This is a genomic window from Alterileibacterium massiliense, from assembly GCF_900104645.1.
In the GTDB taxonomy this organism is placed as follows: Bacteria; Bacillota; Clostridia; order Peptostreptococcales; family Anaerovoracaceae; genus Alterileibacterium; species Alterileibacterium massiliense.
Genome location: NZ_FNWE01000002.1, coordinates 856,344 through 875,910, shown reverse-complemented (window position 1 = coordinate 875,910; position 19,567 = coordinate 856,344). Strand labels below are relative to the sequence as shown.

At 32.1% G+C, this 19,567-nt stretch carries 14 protein-coding genes; 2 read left to right on the top strand and 12 right to left on the bottom strand.

Features of this window, described 5'->3' with window-relative positions; translation table 11 throughout:
- Positions 1 to 3,120 (bottom strand): isoleucine--tRNA ligase, encoded by a 3,120-nt coding sequence (gene ileS, locus BQ5371_RS05905; RefSeq protein ID WP_071132936.1) that lies wholly within the window; start codon positions 3,118 to 3,120, stop codon positions 1 to 3.
- A 181-nt stretch (positions 3,121 to 3,301) separates the two neighbouring features.
- Between ileS and BQ5371_RS05900 the strand changes: the two genes are divergently transcribed.
- Positions 3,302 to 4,006 carry a queuosine precursor transporter gene (locus BQ5371_RS05900; RefSeq protein ID WP_071132935.1) on the top strand — a complete coding sequence of 235 codons (705 nt, stop codon included), beginning with the start codon at positions 3,302 to 3,304 and terminating at the stop codon, positions 4,004 to 4,006.
- Between the two features lie 5 nt (positions 4,007 to 4,011).
- Here the strand turns inward: BQ5371_RS05900 and BQ5371_RS05895 are convergent, their stop codons facing one another.
- Positions 4,012 to 5,868, bottom strand: a complete 1,857-nt coding sequence (locus BQ5371_RS05895) for a polyphosphate kinase (protein ID WP_159428262.1) — start codon at positions 5,866 to 5,868, stop codon at positions 4,012 to 4,014.
- A gap of 117 nt (positions 5,869 to 5,985) precedes the next feature.
- Between BQ5371_RS05895 and BQ5371_RS05890 the strand changes: the two genes are divergently transcribed.
- The gene (locus BQ5371_RS05890; RefSeq protein WP_071132933.1) at positions 5,986 to 6,645 is read left to right on the top strand and encodes an HdeD family acid-resistance protein; all 660 of its coding nucleotides are present in this window, start codon (positions 5,986 to 5,988) and stop codon (positions 6,643 to 6,645) included.
- An 80-nt stretch (positions 6,646 to 6,725) separates the two neighbouring features.
- Here BQ5371_RS05890 and BQ5371_RS05885 read toward each other — a convergent pair whose 3' ends face one another.
- The 10 genes from BQ5371_RS05885 to rbfA form a co-directional block, all read right to left on the bottom strand.
- Positions 6,726 to 8,084, bottom strand: coding sequence for an MATE family efflux transporter (locus tag BQ5371_RS05885; protein ID WP_083377449.1), 1,359 nt, complete (start codon positions 8,082 to 8,084; stop codon positions 6,726 to 6,728).
- Between the two features lie 41 nt (positions 8,085 to 8,125).
- Positions 8,126 to 8,692, bottom strand: coding sequence for a LemA family protein (locus BQ5371_RS05880; protein ID WP_071132932.1), 567 nt, complete (start codon positions 8,690 to 8,692; stop codon positions 8,126 to 8,128).
- Positions 8,693 to 8,751: 59 nt separating this feature from the next.
- On the bottom strand, positions 8,752 to 10,701 hold the full coding sequence (locus BQ5371_RS05875) for a DUF2207 domain-containing protein (RefSeq protein WP_071132931.1): 1,950 nt from the start codon (positions 10,699 to 10,701) through the stop codon (positions 8,752 to 8,754).
- Between the two features lie 66 nt (positions 10,702 to 10,767).
- The gene (gene pnp, locus BQ5371_RS05870) at positions 10,768 to 12,885 is read right to left on the bottom strand and encodes a polyribonucleotide nucleotidyltransferase (RefSeq protein WP_071132930.1); all 2,118 of its coding nucleotides are present in this window, start codon (positions 12,883 to 12,885) and stop codon (positions 10,768 to 10,770) included.
- Between the two features lie 85 nt (positions 12,886 to 12,970).
- Complete coding sequence (gene rpsO / locus BQ5371_RS05865; RefSeq protein WP_071132929.1) at positions 12,971 to 13,237, bottom strand: 30S ribosomal protein S15; 267 nt, start codon at positions 13,235 to 13,237, stop codon at positions 12,971 to 12,973.
- A 201-nt stretch (positions 13,238 to 13,438) separates the two neighbouring features.
- A complete protein-coding gene (locus tag BQ5371_RS05860) occupies positions 13,439 to 16,015 on the bottom strand; it encodes a CHAP domain-containing protein (RefSeq protein ID WP_071132928.1) in 2,577 nt (858 codons plus the stop codon).
- A gap of 194 nt (positions 16,016 to 16,209) precedes the next feature.
- Positions 16,210 to 17,163 carry a bifunctional riboflavin kinase/FAD synthetase gene (locus BQ5371_RS05855; RefSeq protein WP_071132927.1) on the bottom strand — a complete coding sequence of 318 codons (954 nt, stop codon included), beginning with the start codon at positions 17,161 to 17,163 and terminating at the stop codon, positions 16,210 to 16,212.
- Positions 17,150 to 18,103: a tRNA pseudouridine(55) synthase TruB gene (gene truB / locus BQ5371_RS05850; protein ID WP_071132926.1), complete on the bottom strand. Its 954-nt coding sequence runs from the start codon at positions 18,101 to 18,103 to the stop codon at positions 17,150 to 17,152. Before truB ends, BQ5371_RS05855 begins: the two co-directional genes overlap by 14 nt.
- A 4-nt stretch (positions 18,104 to 18,107) precedes the next feature.
- A complete protein-coding gene (locus BQ5371_RS05845) occupies positions 18,108 to 19,091 on the bottom strand; it encodes a DHH family phosphoesterase (protein WP_071132925.1) in 984 nt (327 codons plus the stop codon).
- Complete coding sequence (gene rbfA / locus BQ5371_RS05840; protein ID WP_071132924.1) at positions 19,091 to 19,480, bottom strand: 30S ribosome-binding factor RbfA; 390 nt, start codon at positions 19,478 to 19,480, stop codon at positions 19,091 to 19,093. Before rbfA ends, BQ5371_RS05845 begins: the two co-directional genes overlap by 1 nt.
- Between the last annotated feature and the right edge of the window lie 87 nt (positions 19,481 to 19,567).

The window sequence follows — 19,567 nt, the reverse complement described above, 5'->3', positions numbered from 1 at the left end:
CTACGCCTTAATGACCTTTATTCCTGTCTTATGTGTGTTAAGATCGAAGATTTCTAAATCCTTTGATTCTTCAATTGAGTTAGCCAAAGTTTCTTTCATAATAAAATCCTTATTATTTAAAATAGCTTTTGTAACTTCGTCATCAGCACTATATTCAATCTCAATCTTATCCATCATCTCAAAGTCATTTTGTTTTCTTAGTTGCTGTATCTTTGAAATAAACTCTCTAACCAACCCTTCTTCAACCAGTTCAGGCGTTAGTTTTGTATCTAAAATTGTGAATAAGTTATTATCCATACCGACAACAAATCCCTCTTTTGCTGTAATTCTTATGTCTAGGAAATTTTCAGGAATGTCAAGAAGCTCATCGTCTAGCTTTATTTTTAGCTTCCCTTCTTTCGCATGATTTATAACCTCAAGAGGATCGACCTTTGTTAGAACTGAACCAAATTTTTTTACATTTTTGCCAAGTACAGGTCCTGCTTCTTTAAAATTAGGTTTAACACTGAAATTCATATACTTATCCAGATTTTTCTCAAAGATGACATTTTTTACATTGAGTTCTTCTTCAATCAGTGGAACCAAATCATATATTTTATCCTCATAAGCACCGTCAACAAGAACACTGTTTAGAGGCTGACGAACTTTTAAATTCTCATTTTCTCTAGTGCTTCTTCCGAGGTTAACCAAGCTTTTTACAAGGCTCATTCTCTCTTCTTCTTTATCTGAAATCAGAGAATCCTGCACCTCAGGGAATTTTGATAAGTGGACAGTTTCTTCGCCAGTCAGTTTGATATATATCTCATCTGAAATGAAAGGAGCAAATGGTGCAATCATCTTGACAATTCCAAGAAGTATCTCATATGTCGTAATATAAACACTCTTTTTATCTTCTGTCATTTCGTCAACATAGAACCTACGCCTTGCTCTCCTTATATACCAATTAGAAAAGTCATCAATGACAAAGTCGCTTATAGTCCTAACTGATTTCATATGGTCATACGAATCCATATTTTCTATAACTTTTTTTAGAATCTTATTATATCTTGATATTATCCATCTATCTAACAATGCTCTATTTTCATATGGAACATCGAGTGATTTGACATCAATATTATCCATGTTTGAATATAGAACGAAGAAATTATAAGTATTTTTAAGCGTGCCAAAGAATTTGCTTATTACATCCTTAACTCCTTCTTCATCAAATTTGGTAGGAGACCATGCAGGAGAACCTGAGAGCAAATACCACCTGAGAGCATCTGCTCCATATTTATCTAGCATTTCAAATGGATTAACGGTATTTCCAACATGCTTTGACATCTTCTTACCCTCTTTATCGAGGATTAAATCGTTAACAAGTACATTTTTGTATGGCGGTCTTCCCATTATAAATGTCGATATTGCCATAAGACTATAAAACCAGCCTCTTGTCTGATCTATTCCTTCACATATGAAATCTGCAGGGAAAAGTTTATCAAAACTATCTTTATTCTCAAATGGGTAATGCCACTGTGCAAAAGGCATTGAGCCTGAATCAAACCAGCAGTCAATGACTTCGCTTGTTCTCTTCATTTCCTTACCACATTCAGGACATTTTAATCTTACTTCATCAACAAATGGTCTGTGCATATCAAAGCTATCTATGTCAATATCTTCTATAGAAAGATCTTTTAATTCTTCCCTGCTACCTATACAAATTTCATTACCGCAGTCGCATTTCCATATAGGAAGAGGTGTACCCCAGTACCTCGTCCTTGATATAGCCCAGTCCTTTACCTCGCTTAACCAGTTACCAAATCTTCTATCACCAACGAAAGGCGGATACCAATTAACCTGATTGTTGTTTTCTATAAGCTGATCTCTTAATTTTGTCATCTCAATGTACCAGCCTGGATTTGCATAATATACTAGCGGTGTACCACATCTCCAGCAGTGAGGATAATTATGCTTAATTCTCTGCTTCATAAATATTTTATCATCGCCAAGATATTTAACAATTTCAACATCAAGTCCATCTTCCATTACAAATCTGCCGTCCCAAGGAGTTCCGTCTTTGAACATTCCTCTTTCATCGACATCTTGTATCATAAATGCGTCATATTTCCTTGCGACATTGTAGTCATCCTCACCAAAGGCAGGAGAAGTATGTACTATTCCTGTTCCGTCTGATGTTTCTACATGATCACCAAGAGCTATAAAAAATGCTTTTGCATCGTTAGGAACAGAGTGAAATGGCATTAGCTGTTCATATTTTTCATATTCAAATTCTCTGCCTTTTTTTACTTCAAGAATTTCATATTTTCCTTCTCCAAGAATTGTGTCTGCTAAATTCTTTGCTAATATAAATATCTTGCCTTCGTCCTTACCTTCAAGCATCTTAGCTCTAACATAATCTATTTCCGGTCCCATAACTAATAGAGTATCAGAAGGAAGGGTCCATGGAGTTGTTGTCCAAGCTAGAAAATATTCGTTATCATAACCTACTCTTTTAAATTTTATGGTAAGTGTTAGTACTGTAATCTCTTTATATCCCTGAGCTACCTCATGTGAAGCAAGCCCCGTCCCACATCTAGGGCAGTATGGCAAAATTTTATGTCCCTCATATATAAGACCTTTATCATGAAACTGTTTTAATATCCACCAAACGCTTTCGATATAATTATTGTCATAGGTAATATATGGGTCATCGAGATCTACAAGGTATCCCATCTTCTCTGTCATCTCTCTCCACATACCTGTATATTTGAAAACGCTTTCTTTGCACTTTTCATTAAATTCTTTTATTCCATATTTTTCTATATCTTTTTTGCCATTTATTCCGAGTTCTTTTTCAACTTCAATTTCAACAGGTAGTCCATGTGTGTCCCAGCCTGCCTTACGCTTAACCTGATAACCTCTCATCGTCTTATAACGGCATACGCTATCCTTGAGAGTTCTAGCCATTATATGGTGAATACCCGGCTTTCCATTGGCAGTAGGTGGTCCCTCAAAAAATATAAAGCTCGGATCATTTTCTCTTTCGGTAATGCACTTATCAAGCAAGTCGATGTTATTCCATCTTTTTATTTGCTCATCTTGTAATTCGGCTATTTTTTTATCTGATAATTTATCAAACATACCCTATGTCCCTTCAAATTATTTATTTCAAATTATTTCAAATATTTATAAAAATTTATCGTGTAATTATATAAAAATTACTATATTATTTCAAGGATTTGTGTTAAAATCCCTTAATATTAAGACAATTTAAAGACAGTTCGTAACCATCCTGTCTATAAACAAAACTAAGGGGGATTTCATGTCAAACGAATTATTATTAATTTTCACTCTTCTTGTCGAGTTCACTCTCGTGATAATCTGTCACAAATTTCTAGGTAAATATGGGCTTTATATGTGGATTGCGGTTGCAACTATTGCTCAAAATATAGAAGTCCTTATTCTGGTGAAAGCTTTCGGAATAGAGATGACTCTAGGTAATATCCTATTTGCTTCAACCTTTCTCGCAACTGATATAATAAGCGAAATATATGGAAAATCAGAATCATATAAGGCTGTAAAAATAGGAATTGTTACCTCAATTATTTTTATAATGATTTCATCATCTTGGTTAGCATACGCGCCGTCTCCTAATGACTTCGCCTTTGGATCTATAAAAAGCATTTTTTCATATACTCCAAGGCTTATGCTTGCAAGCATCTCGGTATATATTGTTGTTCAATTTCTTGATGTTTGGCTATATCACAGATGGTGGCAATTTACCACAAATAGATTTGGCGATAAGAAAAAATACCTATGGATAAGAAATAATGGTTCGACGCTTTTTTCACAGCTTCTAAATACGATCTTATTTAATATCTTTGCCTTCATTGGAACTTATCCGGCTAAAACGCTCGTTTCAATAATTATTTCGTCATATCTGGTTTTTGTTATAACAAGCTTAGCTGATACTCCTTTCATCTACCTATGCAGGAAATGGGCAACCTCACCAGATAAGACTGATTAATAATATTATCTAGAACCTAATTTAGCATAGACAGTATCAATATTATATTTATAATACAAATTTAAAATATGTTTAACCTTATTAATGGCTATTTTGTCTTTTAATCTTATGGCAAGCTCATAATTCTTGATGCTGTCAAAATTAAAATCAGCTGAAGAAATATATAATCTCTCATCTTCTTTTTGCCCGAATAAATATATATTCATTTCATCGTCAAATTGTCCTATAATTTCTTTGAAATGGATATTTTTATATTCTTTTATATTTAATTCATTAAGAAGGTTCGCTCCGCTCGTAATAATTTTGATCTGTACACCAGCATCAGCAGCCATAATTAGATATTTAATTATTTCAATATTTGTAAGATTTTTTACCTTAATAAATATCCTGCCCTTGCTTCCCTTCCTTTTTTCATTATCTATAAGCTTAATGATACTATCGAAAAAATCATCTCCTGATAATATGACGGAATATTCATCATTTTTTTTATGATTATTAAAATTTAGATCTACTCCGCTAAGATAATCAAAATAAGATGCAAGCTCTTTAGATAATTTTCTATCACCACTTAAAAATGATAGGTTTACCTTATTATTATCTTCATTATTTAAAAATATACTCCCCGTTGAAAAGTATGTAATTGTCCTTAGCTCCTCCGATTTATCGTCTGTATAAAGGAGTTGATGATAATTAAAATTAATATTACTTTTAGTAGATGAATAATAAATATTCGCTCCTAAATTTTCCATCTTAATAATTTCAGGAATTATTTTTTCAACGCATATTCCCTCTTTTAATTCAGCCATGAGATTAACTCTGACGCCTATTTTTAAGGCATTTTCTACTGCAAACACAAAATTATCATCTATATCATTAGTAGTTCCTCTTATCTCTATTAAATTATGATTCTCTGCTATATCTATCAAAAGCTTCGATGAAATATCTGAGGGTTCAAATGGAATCAAGGATATAATCTCATTATTTTTTAATATCTCTTCTATCTTCAAGAATGGAATATGCGATGATTTTTTAATAATTTTAGGATAGGTTAATTCATGAGTTTGCTCATCATTTAAAATGTTTTCTAGTTTATTAACATATTTAAATGATACTCCACTTAGCGATTCAAAAATTTGCACCTTATCGATAGTAAGTTTTTTAGACAAAAATGATTTAAAATTATTTGAAATCCTCCCACTTATTTCTAGCTTTATTGGTAAATTTTTATCTAAGCTTTTAGTTAGAGAAAATATTATAGCCTCTTCTGCATCATAAGGAATTGCAAGCGTGTTAATGTGAGAGAGCAGAATATCTTCAATCATTATATATTTTATTCCCTCGCTTCTGGTATATATAATGTCCTGATCCATTGGAATTTCTGCAATTAAATATTTATGCGAATCTTCATTATTAGCTCTTAATATTGCAGTTATATAACTAACTTCGCTTTTTATAAATGGTAGGTCATCATTTTCATCAAGTATAAAAATATTTAGCTCAGGAAGTATTTTCCCATAAAATAAATTATGAATATATGATTTTAAACCATCTTCAATATCCCTTATTCGCTGATGAATGATGTTTTTATCCCTAAGTGCTTCTGTAATTTTTTGAAAATATCTATCCCTCTTTATATTTAATTTTCTTAAATACTCTAATTGTATTGAAAAAGTATCTGAATTTTTTGCATATATAAATATCTGCTCCTGAGAAGAAAGAAAATTATTAAGTTTATCTGTAAAAATTGCTATATATTTAAGGCGTTCAAAAATAGGTACTTCATCTTGATTTGCTTTTTCAAGATATTTTTCAATATATCTAAGTCTAGCCATAAAAACCTTGTTATTGTTCATACTAACCATATCTGCCTCATCAATTGAATTTATAAGCATTTTGTGCTAGAATACAGCGTATATTTTCTTATATTATAATATCAAATTAATATATTTATTTAAAGCTAAAAAGAGGTATGAACTAATATGAATAAGACATATAAAATATCATCAACAATCCTATCTTTGGCAACTGTAGCCGTAGGAGCAGTACTTTTGATAGACCCTGAAATTTCATTAAAACTCATATGTTATGCTGTTGCTATTGCAGTTTTAGCATATTCATCATCTAAATTTGTAGAGTATTTTACAACTAAAAATGAACGAGGAGGTAGATCAACTCTTACCCTTATATCTGCTGTCTTTTCATCTCTACTTGGTCTATTCCTAATGCTAAGACCAACGACAATTTCTCAAATCATACCTATAATTCTTGGATTGTTCATCATTGCTAATGGTTTATTAATTCTTGGGCTTGGTGTTGTATATAGATTATTCCTTCCTAAGCATGGAATGGTCTCAATTATCTTCGGCCTAATCTGTATAATACTCGGCTTATTATGCACTTTATACAGCTTTGAAACACAATTCATACTAATTCAGTTCATAGGCATTTCACTAGTTGTGAGCGGTGTTACAGGTTCAATTAATAATATCTTTGTAATAAAGGCAGCTAATGAAAAATCTAAGGCAACTGATGTGGAATTTACAACAGAAAAGGTATCCCCATCAGAAGTAAATGAAGATACCAATTTGATAGAAGAAAATGAAGATGTTATTGATGTAGAAGATGTTGAGACTAATTAGTTTCAACATCTTTTTTAATATTTATATTAATATTTTTCTATTTTTTTTATCTCTATATATTTGATTTTTTCTTTTTATATTTAATTATAATAATACTTTTTCTTACTTTTTCTAAAATATACAAAGAGCATTATAGCTCCCGTTATTATCCAAGTTATTGGATATATGTTCATCAGTACTTCAAAGCTTTGTACTTTGCTAAAGACTAGATATACCCAAGCCACTCTGGTAACACAGGTACCGAAAATTGTGACAAGTGCGGGCGTCATAGAATATCCAAATCCCCTCATGCTTGCAGCACTTATCTCATATGAAGATGCTAACCACTGAAAAATTAACACATGGAACATTCTTATGCTAGCATATCTAATTACCTCTTCCTCGGTAGTAAAGAGAAGTAATAGATTATTTCTAAATAATAATATAAGAATATTTAATGTTGCACAAAGTATTACAGATGAAATCATCGTATAAAGAAAAACTTTTTTACATCTATCATATCTTCCTGCACCATAATTTTGACCGATAAATGTCGTTGCAGTCTGTGCAAAAGCATTTATTGCGAAAAAGCAGATAAATTCAAATATAGTACCAGCAGATGAACCTGCAATTACATCTTTTCCTAGCGTATTTATTCCGCTTTGAAGTATGGTATTAGATAGTGAAAATACCATTCCCTGAATGCCGGCGGGTATTCCTATCCTTATAATATTGATTAGAATATTTTTGTCTATTGAAAGTTTTTTAAAATTTAATTTAATACTACCCTTTTCATTAATTAAAATCTTAATTATTATAATCGCACTTATTACATTAGCTGTGATTGTTGCAATGGCAACTCCATCAACGCTTCTATTAAATCCGAGTACTAAGGTAATATTAAGTATAACATTTAAAATGCCGGTGAATATTAAAATATAAAGAGGTCTTTTGCTATCTCCCTTACTTCTTAATATTGATGCAGCAAAATTATATAAGAGCATAAAAGGAGATCCTAATAATAAAAGTCTTAAATATAGCAAAGCTTCCGGCATAACTGTGCTTGGGACATTAACCATTTTCAAGAGAGGTCCTGCAAGTATTTCACCGATTCCCATCATGCAAAAACCCGCTATTATAGAAAATAAAATCGCTGTGTGAACGGATTTTTCTATTCGCTCATCATCGCCAGCTCCAATTGCATTAGCAATAACAACATTTGCTCCTAATGCAGTGCCCATAAATAAAGAGCCTATCAAGTGAACTATAGGAGCATTGCTACCAACTGCAGCAAGTGCCGTGCTATTAGCAAATTTACCAACAACAGCAGTATCTGCAGCATTAAAAAGCTGCTGCAGGATTCCTGTAGCAGCAAGCGGTAATGCGAAGACAATTATCTTGCTCAATAATGGCCCGCTGAGCATATCTATATCATTTTTTTTATAAAGATCTTTATTCAATAAATATACGCTTTCTTATTATTAATTAAGCCTTTTATGCATTACTGGCTTAATGAACCAAAGTCAACCTTAACATTCTGACGCTCTGCCTCATCTGTAACTTCAAACATAGGCTTCTTTGTAAAACCGAAAATATTTGCAACTATGTTAGATGGGAATGTTTCTACGCAGATATTATATTTTTTAACAACAGCATTATAATATTTTCTAGAATTTGCAATATCTGCTTCAATGACCTGCAACTGACCCATTAGTTCCTGAAAATTTGTATTAGCTTTAAGATCTGGATAAGCCTCTGCTACTGCAAATAAGGTTTTAAGTGTAGATGAGATTTGATTTTCTCCATTTACTCTTTCCTCTGTATCACTTGCATTGCTTACTGCACTTCTTGCCTTAACAATATTTTCTAATACTTCTTTTTCGTGGATAGCATATCCTTTGACTGTTTCAACCAGATTTGGCAAAAGATCAAATCTCTTTTTGAGATATACATCCATAGTTGCAAATGCTTCTTCAACATCATTTCTTAAGCGAACAAATTTGTTGTAAATTGAAAGAAACATAAGTCCGATAATGATAACGACAGCAATTATAATTACTAAAATCATTTTCGTGTCCTCCTTTTAATTAATTATATTGATAAATTAAAATTTAATAAAGCTCTAAATTACCATGCTCCGCCGCCTCCGCCGCCGAAGCCTCCGCCTGTAAATCCACCTCCAGAGAAGCCTCCGCCACCGGAGAAGAATCCACCTCCACTATCGCTGTCAGTGACATTCATAGAACCTATCATGTCATGCGAAATACTATCAACCATAGAGGTTAAAACAGCTGTATTATATAAGTTCTGAGCAGCTAGGCCGTCTGCAGTCTCATACCATTCAGGATTTTCATCCTTTATAATATCATCAAACTTGCTTGCCCATTTTTTAGTAAGCCCAAATATATATGCGTAAGGAAGTATATTATAAAAATAATTAGGATCATCATCTATTAACTCTTCAAGCTTTGAAATCTCAGCATTGGCAATAAAGTTCTTAAATCCTAGAATCCTGCCGAGCAGTCTTGCATTTTCGTCAGTTCTGCTTCTCATTCCACATATAAAAATCGGAGCAATTAATAAGAATATTATATAAACAAGCCATACCTTAGGATCATTTATTGAATAGTTGCGAGCACAGGTATAATAACTTAGCCACAAGGCAACTAATATATATGGAATTGTAAAAATAAAAATCTTAAATAAGGCAGAACTCTTTTTGCCTGAATATTTATGATAATAAGCATTTATAAGTACATATAAAGGAATTGTTGCAACTGAAGCATAGACGAGAGCAAATATAATATCAAATATTATTACTGATAAGCTCGTGCTATCCAGTCCCATATAAAATCTGAATGTCAAAAATACAATCATATTTCCAATGAAAAATATTGTCTTTGAAAAGCTGTCTGCTTTTTTCGATTTCTTTGAGAAAATTTTATTTTGTCCTGTAAATTCCGCCTCTACAGCACCTTCAATATCAGTTAATTTTTCTCCTATGCCAGTTCCTATATTATCTTTCGTCACTGTCTTATCTTTGTTAACTTCTCCCTTTGATGCCTTATCTCCAAAAATTCCGTCAAAGAAAAGCTGTGCTGATTTTTTTTCATTTTTAGGATAGTCTTTAAGTATAAATTTAAAATTATCCTTTCCTGTTTGTTTAATATTAATAAATCCTTTATTTGCAAGATAGAATAAAGTTGATGAAATATCATTCTTATCTACTATTCCATCGATCACATATCCCAGCTCCATCGGCGGAAGGCCTTCTGGCGGATTAAATTCTACAACATTTGTTACCCTTGGATTTCTACCCCATGTCAACCTTAATATTATTATAAGTATTGAAAAAATTGATAATAATGATATGGTTATAAGTCCCTTTGATTTAGCTCCTTGCCAGTATCCGCTCGGCAATTCACTCCCAATTGAAACTCCTACATTGCTCGGTAAATTTTCAGCATAAAAGTGAATGGTATGATTTTCCTCATCTATTTGAACTTCTCCATATTGAAGCTCTTTATTTCCGCTTGATTTATATTTCCCTGAGTAGACCTTGATTTTATCCATAGGCATATCTTCTGGAAGTTTTATATTAGCAGTCACGCTTCCAATTGATGTTGACCATCCAGTTGGCAAAATATCAAGATAAAGATAATCTTTTTTACCTTGAGAATAACCAGCTATCTTATATTTTATAATATAACTCTCTTTTCCCTCTACAAGCTTATCAGGATCTCCTATCCTTATTACCTTATTATTTTCTTTATTTAATATAGTAAAATAATGATGATTCCCAACAATTATATTCTTAATGTCATATTTGCTACTAATTGGAATATTCCTATAAATCCCATGGCTAGGAGAGGTAAAATCTACATCTATCATTTCCTTAAAATTAAAGGAATTATCCTTGTTTATTTCTACATCAACATTAAATCTATCAGTGTTATATGTAGGTGCATCAGCATTAATACATGCCGAATTTAAAGTGATTAAAAGAAATGAAAATATCAAAATAATCAAAAATGGTTTTATCTTGTTTTTATAATTTTTAAAAATAATCATTTTCATTTCTTTCCTCCTTTTACTTCTACTTGTGCAATTTTATTTTGGATAATCTTCAGCTATTTGTATTTATTATTCTTTGATTAAATCTTTTCTTGTCAAATTAATTCTATTTTGATTATCTATCTCTGTAACCTTTACTTCGATTTTATCTCCAATGTTTAATACATCTTCAACCTTATCTATCCTATGATTTGAAATCTTTGATATATGCAAAAGCCCTTCTTTGTCAGGCAGAATTTCTATAAAGGCACCAAAGTTCATTATCCTCTTAACTTCACCTTCATATACCTTTCCTACTTCAACATCGGCAGTTAGGTAATCTATCATATGCCTTGCTTTTTCAGCACCTTCCTGATTCTCGCTGTAAATCATTATCAAGCCTACATCATCATCTGAAATATCAACCTTGCATCCGGTCTCTTCAACGATTTTATTGACATTTTTACCGCCAGGTCCAATTACAAGTCTTACCTTATCAGGGTGAACCCTCATTGAAATACATCTTGGTGCATACCTCGACAATTCTTTCCTTGGTTCAGGTATCTCCTCAAGCATATTTTCTAAAATATGAGATCTTCCTTCCTTGGCTTGAATTAAAGCCTTTTCCAAGATTTCTCTAGAAAGACCATGAACTTTAATATCCATTTGCATTGCAGTTACACCGTCTGGTGTACCAGTCACCTTGAAGTCCATATCCCCAAGGAAATCCTCCATGCCTTGAATATCGCTAAGAATTGCATAATCGCTACTGCCATCTTCATTTACTCTTTCGATGAGACCCATCGCGATTCCAGAAACCGGTTTTTTGATAGGAATACCGGCGTCCATAAGTGCGAGCGTTGAACCACAGGTCGAAGCCATTGAAGATGAGCCATTTGATGAAAGTACCTCAGAAACAACTCTTATAGCGTAAGGGAATTCTTCTTCCGTTGGTATTACAGGTAACAATGCTCTTTCTGCAAGTGCTCCATGTCCTATCTCCCTTCTTCCAGGCGAACGAGGAGATTTTGGCTCTCCAGTTGAATACCCTGGGAAATTATACTGATGCATATACCTCTTTGTAGGTCTATCAACATCAATGCTATCAAGGTATTGTTTCTCACTTAATGGTGCAATCGTTGCAACGGTGAGTGCCTGTGTCTGTCCTCTTTTAAATAAACCTGATCCATGAGCCCTTGGAAGCAGTCCTGTTTCTGACCAAAGAGGTCTGATTTCCTTTAACTCTCTATCATCAGGTCTCTTTCCCTCATCTAAAATCATCCTGCGAACTTCTTCTTTTTTTATCGCATAGATAACATCCTTAACCTCAGCTTCTCTATCAGGAAACTCTGCTTCAAAATGATTAACCGCATCTTCAGATACCTTATCCATGTTTAGAAGTCTTTCCTGTTTATCAAAGGTTTTTATTGCTGAAATCATCTTTTCTGTAGAATATTCTCTTACCGCTTTTTCTATATCATCTCCTGGCTTAAATACTTTGAATTCAGCTTTTTCTTTTCCTACCTCTTTCGTCACATCTTTGATAAATTTACATATGCCTTTTATCTCTTCATGTGCAAACATAATGGCATCGAGCATCTCCATCTCTGGAACCTCTTTCGCTCCTGCTTCTACCATCATTATCGCTTCTTCTGTTCCTGCAACCGTAAGATCTATGTCTGATTCAGCTCTTTGTTCTGTCGCAGGATTTATGATAAATTCTCCATTAATTCTTCCTACCTTAACTGAGCCGGTAGGTCCATCCCAAGGAATGTCAGAAATGGATAATGCTACAGAAGACCCTATCATTGCAGCCATCTCAGGTGAACAATCGTGGTCTACGCTCATAACTGTAGCTATTACTGATACATCATTTCTATATCCCTTTGGGAAAAGAGGTCTTAAAGGTCTATCCATCAATCTTGATGTTAGCGTTCCATGCTCTCCAGGTCTTCCCTCTCTTCTTATATATCCGCCCGGTATCTTTCCAACTGCATACATTTTTTCCTCATAATTACAACTTAGAGGGAAAAAATCTACATCCTGTTTTGCTTCTTTTGACGCTACAGCTGTGCAAAGAACCGCAGTATCTCCATACTTAACCATAACAGCACCATTTGCTTGCTCAGCATATTTACCAATTTCAAGCTGAAGCAGTCTTCCTGCAAGTGGATACTTAAATACCTTATAATCTGTAAATCTTCCCATTGAATTAACAACTCCTTCCTGTTAATTGTATTACCTTATAAAAATATAAAACGAGCGGGAAAAATCCCGCTCAAAATTTCGATTATTATTTTCTGAGTCCGAGGCGAGCTATCAGTGTTCTATATCTCTCGATGTCAGTGTCTTTCAAATATCTAAGCATATTTCTTCTCTGTCCAACCATCTTGAGCAAGCCTCTTCTTGAGTGATTGTCCTTAGGGTGTGACTTGAAGTGCTCATTCAAATCATTAATCCTATATGTAAGAATTGCAATCTGTACTTCAGGAGAACCTGTATCGCCTTCCTTAATAGCATATTCTTTCATAATTTCTGCTTTTTTTTCTTTAGTTAACATTTTAAACCTCCTATAAATCATCTTACACTCTATGTGTATTTAATTCACCAAAACATCGCAATAGCTGGAGTAGCAAGTTGCTGAAGTCAAGGTATGTAATTTTTGTCTTTGTAAGTCTACCATAAAAAAAAGGGCTTGTCTATACTTTTAAGCCTTGACAAGCCCTCATTTATAGTATTATTTTAATGTTCTATGAGTGCACTAGTAGTGAATAAAGCCATATATGTAACTGCTATTTATATTATATGTATTCCTCTTTACCTCTCCATGATACGAAGTACCTGTATTTCCCTCTACAGTCGTTATAGTATTACCTCTAACAGATTCAACGAAACCTATATGAGAGCCTGTAGAACCAGCAGAATAACGGAATATTATTATATCTCCAGGGGATGGATTCTTTGTCCATAGATTATTTCTGTTACCCCATGCTGTATATGAAGGTACATAAGCCTTATTAGAAACTCCCTTTAGTCTCTCAGCTTGACCTGCTCTATCAAAACACCATTTTACAAAGCAAGCACACCAAGGAGTGCTATCTCCATTGCTATAAGCATATGAACTTCCAAACACGCTCTCCCAATACTTCTTCCCAATCTTAGTTCCAATTTCATTTTTTGCAATTTCGAGAATGTTGCTTTGACTATTAACTGTTTCATAATATTCTTCTTTTGATATATTTTCACAGCTATTGTTAAAATAATAAATTGTACCACTGATGTTCAATGATTCATTTTTTGCAAAAGCTCCACTATTTTTTGCGTAATACCATTTACTATTTTCCTTATACCATCTGCTGCATATCAGTTTACCTTGATCATCCGCAAAATACCAATTGTTATTTACACTCTTCCAGCCATTTTTTAGTATATGACCATCTTCATCTGTTACATATTTACTATCATTATATGAAAACTCGCCTATATACATCCTGCCATTTTTATTAAATGCAAATTCTGAACCGTCAATTTTATAAAAGCCATCGGCATATAGGGTTCTATCTGATTTTACACAATACCATGCCTCGTTTACTTTATTCCAACCATTTTTTAGTATATGACCATCTTCGTCCGTTGCATATTTACTATTATTATATATAAATTCTCCTATATGCATCCTTCCGTTTTTATCAAATGCAAATTCTGCACCGTCAATTTTGTGAAAACCGTCAGCATATAATGCACCATCATTTTTTGCACAGTACCATGTTTTGTTTATCTTTTTCCAGCCGTTCTTTTGTATATATCCATATTCATTTGTTACATATTTATTACCATTATATGTAAATTCTCCTAAAAACATTCTGCCATTTTTATCAAACGCAAACTCAGCAACATCAATTTTATAAAAGCCGTCAGCATATAATGAACCATCTTTTTTTGCATAGTACCATGTTTTATTTATCTTATTCCAGCCGTTCTTCCATATATCTCCTCTTTCATTCGTTATATATTTATTATCATTATATGTAAACTCTCCTAAAAACATTTTGCCATTCTTATCAAATGCAAATTCTTCCGATCCTATTTTATGAAAACCATTCGAATATAATTTTCCATCTTTTTGTGCAAAATACCATGCCTTATTTATATAATTCCAACCATTATTTGCAATTTCACCATCTTTTTTTGCTATATAATTATTCCCATTTTGATAAAATATTCCTCTTTGTATTGCACCATAACTATCAAATCCATATATTTTATCCCCAATTTTTTTTACAGTATTAGAGTATAAGACACCATTGTTTTGAGCATAATATCTTTTTCCGCTAATATTTTTCCAACCAGATTTAAATATTGAGCCGCTTTTATTTGCGAAATAATAATCACCATTAATATTGAAAAGTCCAGTGCACATACTTCCTGATTTATTAAATCCATAGTGATTTCCATCTATTAGAGCAACACTATTGGCATATAATCTACCATCTGTTTTTGCAAAATACCATTTATTATTTATATATTTCCATCCATTATTTTGAATATATCCTTTTTCATTTGTTACATATCTATAATCATTATATGCAAATTCTCCTAAGTACATCTTGCCATTTTTATCAAATGCAAATTTTTCGTTTCCTATTTTATATAAACCATCTGAATACAATTCACCATTTGATTTAGCATAATACCAATAATTATCTATGTATTTCCAACAATTACTTAATATTTCTCCATCTTTATTTGCTATATAATTATTTCCATTATTAGAAAACTTCCCTGTATACATAACACCATAATAATCAAACCCGTACATTTTATTATTAATCTTAATTATGGAATCGGTGTAAAGTTCACCATTTGATTTTGCATAATACCAATTTTTATTAAAATATTTCCATCTTGACTTAATTATATGTCCATATTCATCAGTAATATAATAATTACCATTAAAGTTGAACATATCCATATACATAATTCCTGATTTATCAAACGCATAATCATTTCCGTCAATCGTAACTATAGTATTTGTATAAAGGGTTCCATCAGCTTTAGCATAATACCAATTGCTTCCATCTAGAATCCAACAGCTATATTGTTTATTTCCTGAGGAATAAAAATATAAATTATTATTTTCATACTTAATGCCATTATTTGATGTAGAAGCATAATTAGTATCAATATTTTGGTTAGATTCAGAGTGGATATATCCGAAAGAAAAAATATTTTTATACATAGAAAATGTAAAAATATGTAAACTTGCAACTAAAAGCACTATAAATAAAATATTTACTAACTTTATATTGATAGATTTAAATAAGCTAAGCATTTTCATAAAAATAACCCCCAAATGACTTATTGCTTTTCTTTAAAATATTAAATTAATTTTGATAATTCTATCATTTAAAGGAGAAAAATCATTTTTTTACAGATATTTTTATATAAAAAATGAAGAATATGTATTTTTATTACATAAATTCTTCATCTTTTACACATTTTTTATTGTAAACATACCAATATTTAGTTTTTTTACTCTGAGCGTTCATTCCACCATATTTCAGCCTCATGAGCATCAATATTAATCTGTTCTATCAGTTCGTTTATATCGTCAAATTTTCTTTCTGCTCTTTTCCAGTGATAAAATTCAACCTTTATTCTTTTATCATAAATATTTTTATCTAATCCAAACATATTTGTTTCTATAGATTTTGCATAATTACCTATTGTAGGCTTCACACCTATATTGCTTATGCTATTATATACTTCTCCATCAACTTCTGTTTTAGTATAATATACGCCATTTGGAGGAACAATTCTTTCTGCTTCGAGTTTTATATTGGCAGTTGGCATATCAAAAGTTCTTCCCAGACTATTTCCATGCGTTACTATTCCGCTAATCCTATATGGGTGACCGAGGAGTTTCGCTGATTTCTTCATATTCCCCGACTCAATATTTTTTCTTATTAAGCTAGAGCTAACGACTTCTCCATCAATCGTAACGGGATTATGAATATATGTATTAAATCCAAGCTCTTTACCCTTGCCTATCAAAGTCCTCGTATTCCCGCTTCCCTTTGCTCCAAATGTATAATTAAATCCACAGACCACACCTTTAGCATTTAATTTTTCTATAAGAGTTTTATTGATAAAATCATCGGCTGATGTGTTCATAACCTTTTCATCAAATGGAATAGATATAATATAATCTATGCCTAGTGATTCTATATATTCATACTTCTCCTGATTGCTACTTATGAATCTAACAGGCGGAAATACTCCAATCTTATTATTTATTCTTGCCAAGACATTCTTGGGGTGATTTGAAAATGTATAGCATAGCGATTTTATGCCCATTTCTTTAGCAACTTTTACGGATGTTTTTATAAGCTCTTGGTGACCTATGTGCACACCGTCGAAATTTCCAAGTGCAACTACTGCCTGCTCTCCTATGTTAAATTCATCTATTGAATTAAATATCATCATATCCTATAATCACCTTTTTAGCCTTTAATGCAGAATTATCATCTATTTTACCTATGCCGAGAAAAGTATCATCATTAAATATTTTATAAGAAAACATATTATCACCTACTTCATAATAATATTCTCTTTTAGGCTCTTTTATAATTTCATATTTATCTTTATCAATAAAATTCCCATTTATAAATTTTATTATTTCTTCTTCATCAATCAAAACACTACCTAGATTAACCAAGGCCTTATCTGGCGAATCTAAAATAGATTTGAATTCATCAATGCTTAGAGAGCTTATCTCATCAATTTTCATCGCATCTTTAAGCGAAAAAATACCATTTGAAATGCGTCTTAAATCTTTCATTACCGCCCCTGTACCAAGTTCTCTTCCAATGTCGTCACATATTGTTCTTATATAAGTTCCCTTGGAACATGATACTTCAAATTCTATCTCTCCATGATTTAAATCTATATTAGTAATAATAATATCCTTTATATATATTCTTCTTTTTTTAATAGATGAATCTATTTCAATTCCCCTTCTTGCATATTCATATAAAGGTTTTCCATTATATTTTAATGCTGAATACCTCGGTGGTATCTGCTCTATTACTCCCTTATATCTATCAAAAGCATTTCTTATATCTAAAATTTTGATATTTGAATAATCAGTCTGAGATAATATTTCCCCTGTTATATCAAGGGTGTCGCTCGTTTTGCCAAGCTCCATTGTGCATTGATAAGTTTTTATATCTCCATCAAAATATTCAATAATCCTTGTAGCTTTACCAATGCAAATAGTCAAAAGTCCTGTTGCCATCGGATCTAGCGTTCCCGTGTGACCAATCTTTTCTCTTATCCCATGTTTTTTTAGAGTGTTTTTTAACTTGCTAAGCACATCTTGTGATGTCCAGCCCTTTTCCTTGTCAATATTAATAATTCCATTCATATTTTTATATGTTTATAGCCTTTTTTAAATCATCTACAAAAATATATGGGGCATCATAAGGAAGGACATCTAAATTGAATCCTGAAGCTCTCTCATGACCTCCGCCGCCGTATTTTTTAGCTATTTTAGATACATCAGTATAATTCTTAGATCTAAGGCTGACCTTGGTTTTATCACCCATGTCTTGCTTGCATACTGCAGCAATTTCAACTCCTTCTATTGTCATAAGTTTATTTATAAATCTGTCTGTCTCGCTCATATCCGTATTTGTTTCTATTAACATCTTATTTGTAATAAAAGCTATAACAATCTTTCCATCTTCATATGTCATCATGCTGTCTATTACTAATTTTTCTAATTGAATAGAGTTTAAAGACTCTCTATTATAAATTAAATTGCTAACCGGCTTGGAATTAAAACCACTGACATCATATAATTCCATTGCTATCTTATGCGTGAGTGCCGTAGTATTGGAGTGCTGAAAATTCCCCGTATCAGTCGTTATAGCGGTGAATATTGAATCAGCAATAAATTTATTCATACTAACCCCTAGTTCTTTAATGAGGTTATAAACAAGTTCGCCAGTCGCCGCTGCTTTAGGTTCAATTACTTCATAATCTGTTTTAAAATTAAGATTATCCGTTAGATGATGATCTATTACTATTTTTATATTGCCTCTTTCAAATGATGAATAACGATTTATTATTCTATTCTTATCACTGCAATCAAGCATAATTGATATATAATCTTTACCTTTAAAAATATCTTTGTCAGTTGTCGACATATTTTTGTCTAAAAAGTCAAGATTATGAGGAAAAGCTTCTTCTACCAATACCCAAGCTTCTTTATTCATTAATCTAAGCGCTTCTGCCAACGCTACTGACGAACCAAGTGCGTCGCCATCTGGGTGAAGATGAGGAAAGATGAGAAAACAGTCTTGTTCACTCATCTTTTTTGATATTTCTGAAAATAAATTTATATTTTCCATTAATTAAATTCTTCCTTTCTCTCGGGATTATTTATGCCCTCAAGTAGCTCATCTATATGTCTTCCATAGTCTTCAGATTTATCGATTTTAAATATAAGTTCAGGTGCATGATGCAATCTATAATCTTTAGAAATTTTATTTCTGAAAATTCCATTTGCTCTATTAAACCCATCTAAAACTTCTTCATAAACTTTTTCCCTGTCTTCTCCATCTAAAACGAAAGGAACGACATATATATATGCGTAACTATTGTCATTTGTTACATCTACTCCGGAAACAGTTATTATGCGATTTTTTAGCCTTGGTTCTTTAATACCATTAACTAATAGCTCGCTTATGGTTATTTTTATTTCTTCGGAAAGTCTCCCTTGTCTGTAGTTTTTAGCCATTTACCTACCTTTTTATTTTTTCTTATTTTATTATTATTTTTTTTATTTTCAAACTTCTTTTTACTTATCTATTATTTTTTTAAAATT

What these genes read in the sequence shown, in the direction of transcription:
- BQ5371_RS05855 (WP_071132927.1), bottom strand. Translation starts at nt 17,163, where the DNA reads ATGATGATATTTAATTCAATAGATGAATTTAACATAGGAGAGCAGGCA.
- ileS (WP_071132936.1), bottom strand. Translation starts at nt 3,120, where the DNA reads ATGTTTGATAAATTATCAGATAAAAAAATAGCCGAATTACAAGATGAG.
- truB (WP_071132926.1), bottom strand. Translation starts at nt 18,103, where the DNA reads ATGAATGGAATTATTAATATTGACAAGGAAAAGGGCTGGACATCACAA.
- BQ5371_RS05875 (WP_071132931.1), bottom strand. Translation starts at nt 10,701, where the DNA reads ATGAAAATGATTATTTTTAAAAATTATAAAAACAAGATAAAACCATTT.
- BQ5371_RS05860 (WP_071132928.1), bottom strand. Translation starts at nt 16,015, where the DNA reads ATGAAAATGCTTAGCTTATTTAAATCTATCAATATAAAGTTAGTAAAT.
- rbfA (WP_071132924.1), bottom strand. Translation starts at nt 19,480, where the DNA reads ATGGCTAAAAACTACAGACAAGGGAGACTTTCCGAAGAAATAAAAATA.
- BQ5371_RS05845 (WP_071132925.1), bottom strand. Translation starts at nt 19,091, where the DNA reads ATGGAAAATATAAATTTATTTTCAGAAATATCAAAAAAGATGAGTGAA.
- rpsO (WP_071132929.1), bottom strand. Translation starts at nt 13,237, where the DNA reads ATGTTAACTAAAGAAAAAAAAGCAGAAATTATGAAAGAATATGCTATT.
- BQ5371_RS05890 (WP_071132933.1), top strand. Translation starts at nt 5,986, where the DNA reads ATGAATAAGACATATAAAATATCATCAACAATCCTATCTTTGGCAACT.
- pnp (WP_071132930.1), bottom strand. Translation starts at nt 12,885, where the DNA reads ATGGGAAGATTTACAGATTATAAGGTATTTAAGTATCCACTTGCAGGA.
- BQ5371_RS05880 (WP_071132932.1), bottom strand. Translation starts at nt 8,692, where the DNA reads ATGATTTTAGTAATTATAATTGCTGTCGTTATCATTATCGGACTTATG.
- BQ5371_RS05900 (WP_071132935.1), top strand. Translation starts at nt 3,302, where the DNA reads ATGTCAAACGAATTATTATTAATTTTCACTCTTCTTGTCGAGTTCACT.
- BQ5371_RS05895 (WP_159428262.1), bottom strand. Translation starts at nt 5,868, where the DNA reads ATGGTTAGTATGAACAATAACAAGGTTTTTATGGCTAGACTTAGATAT.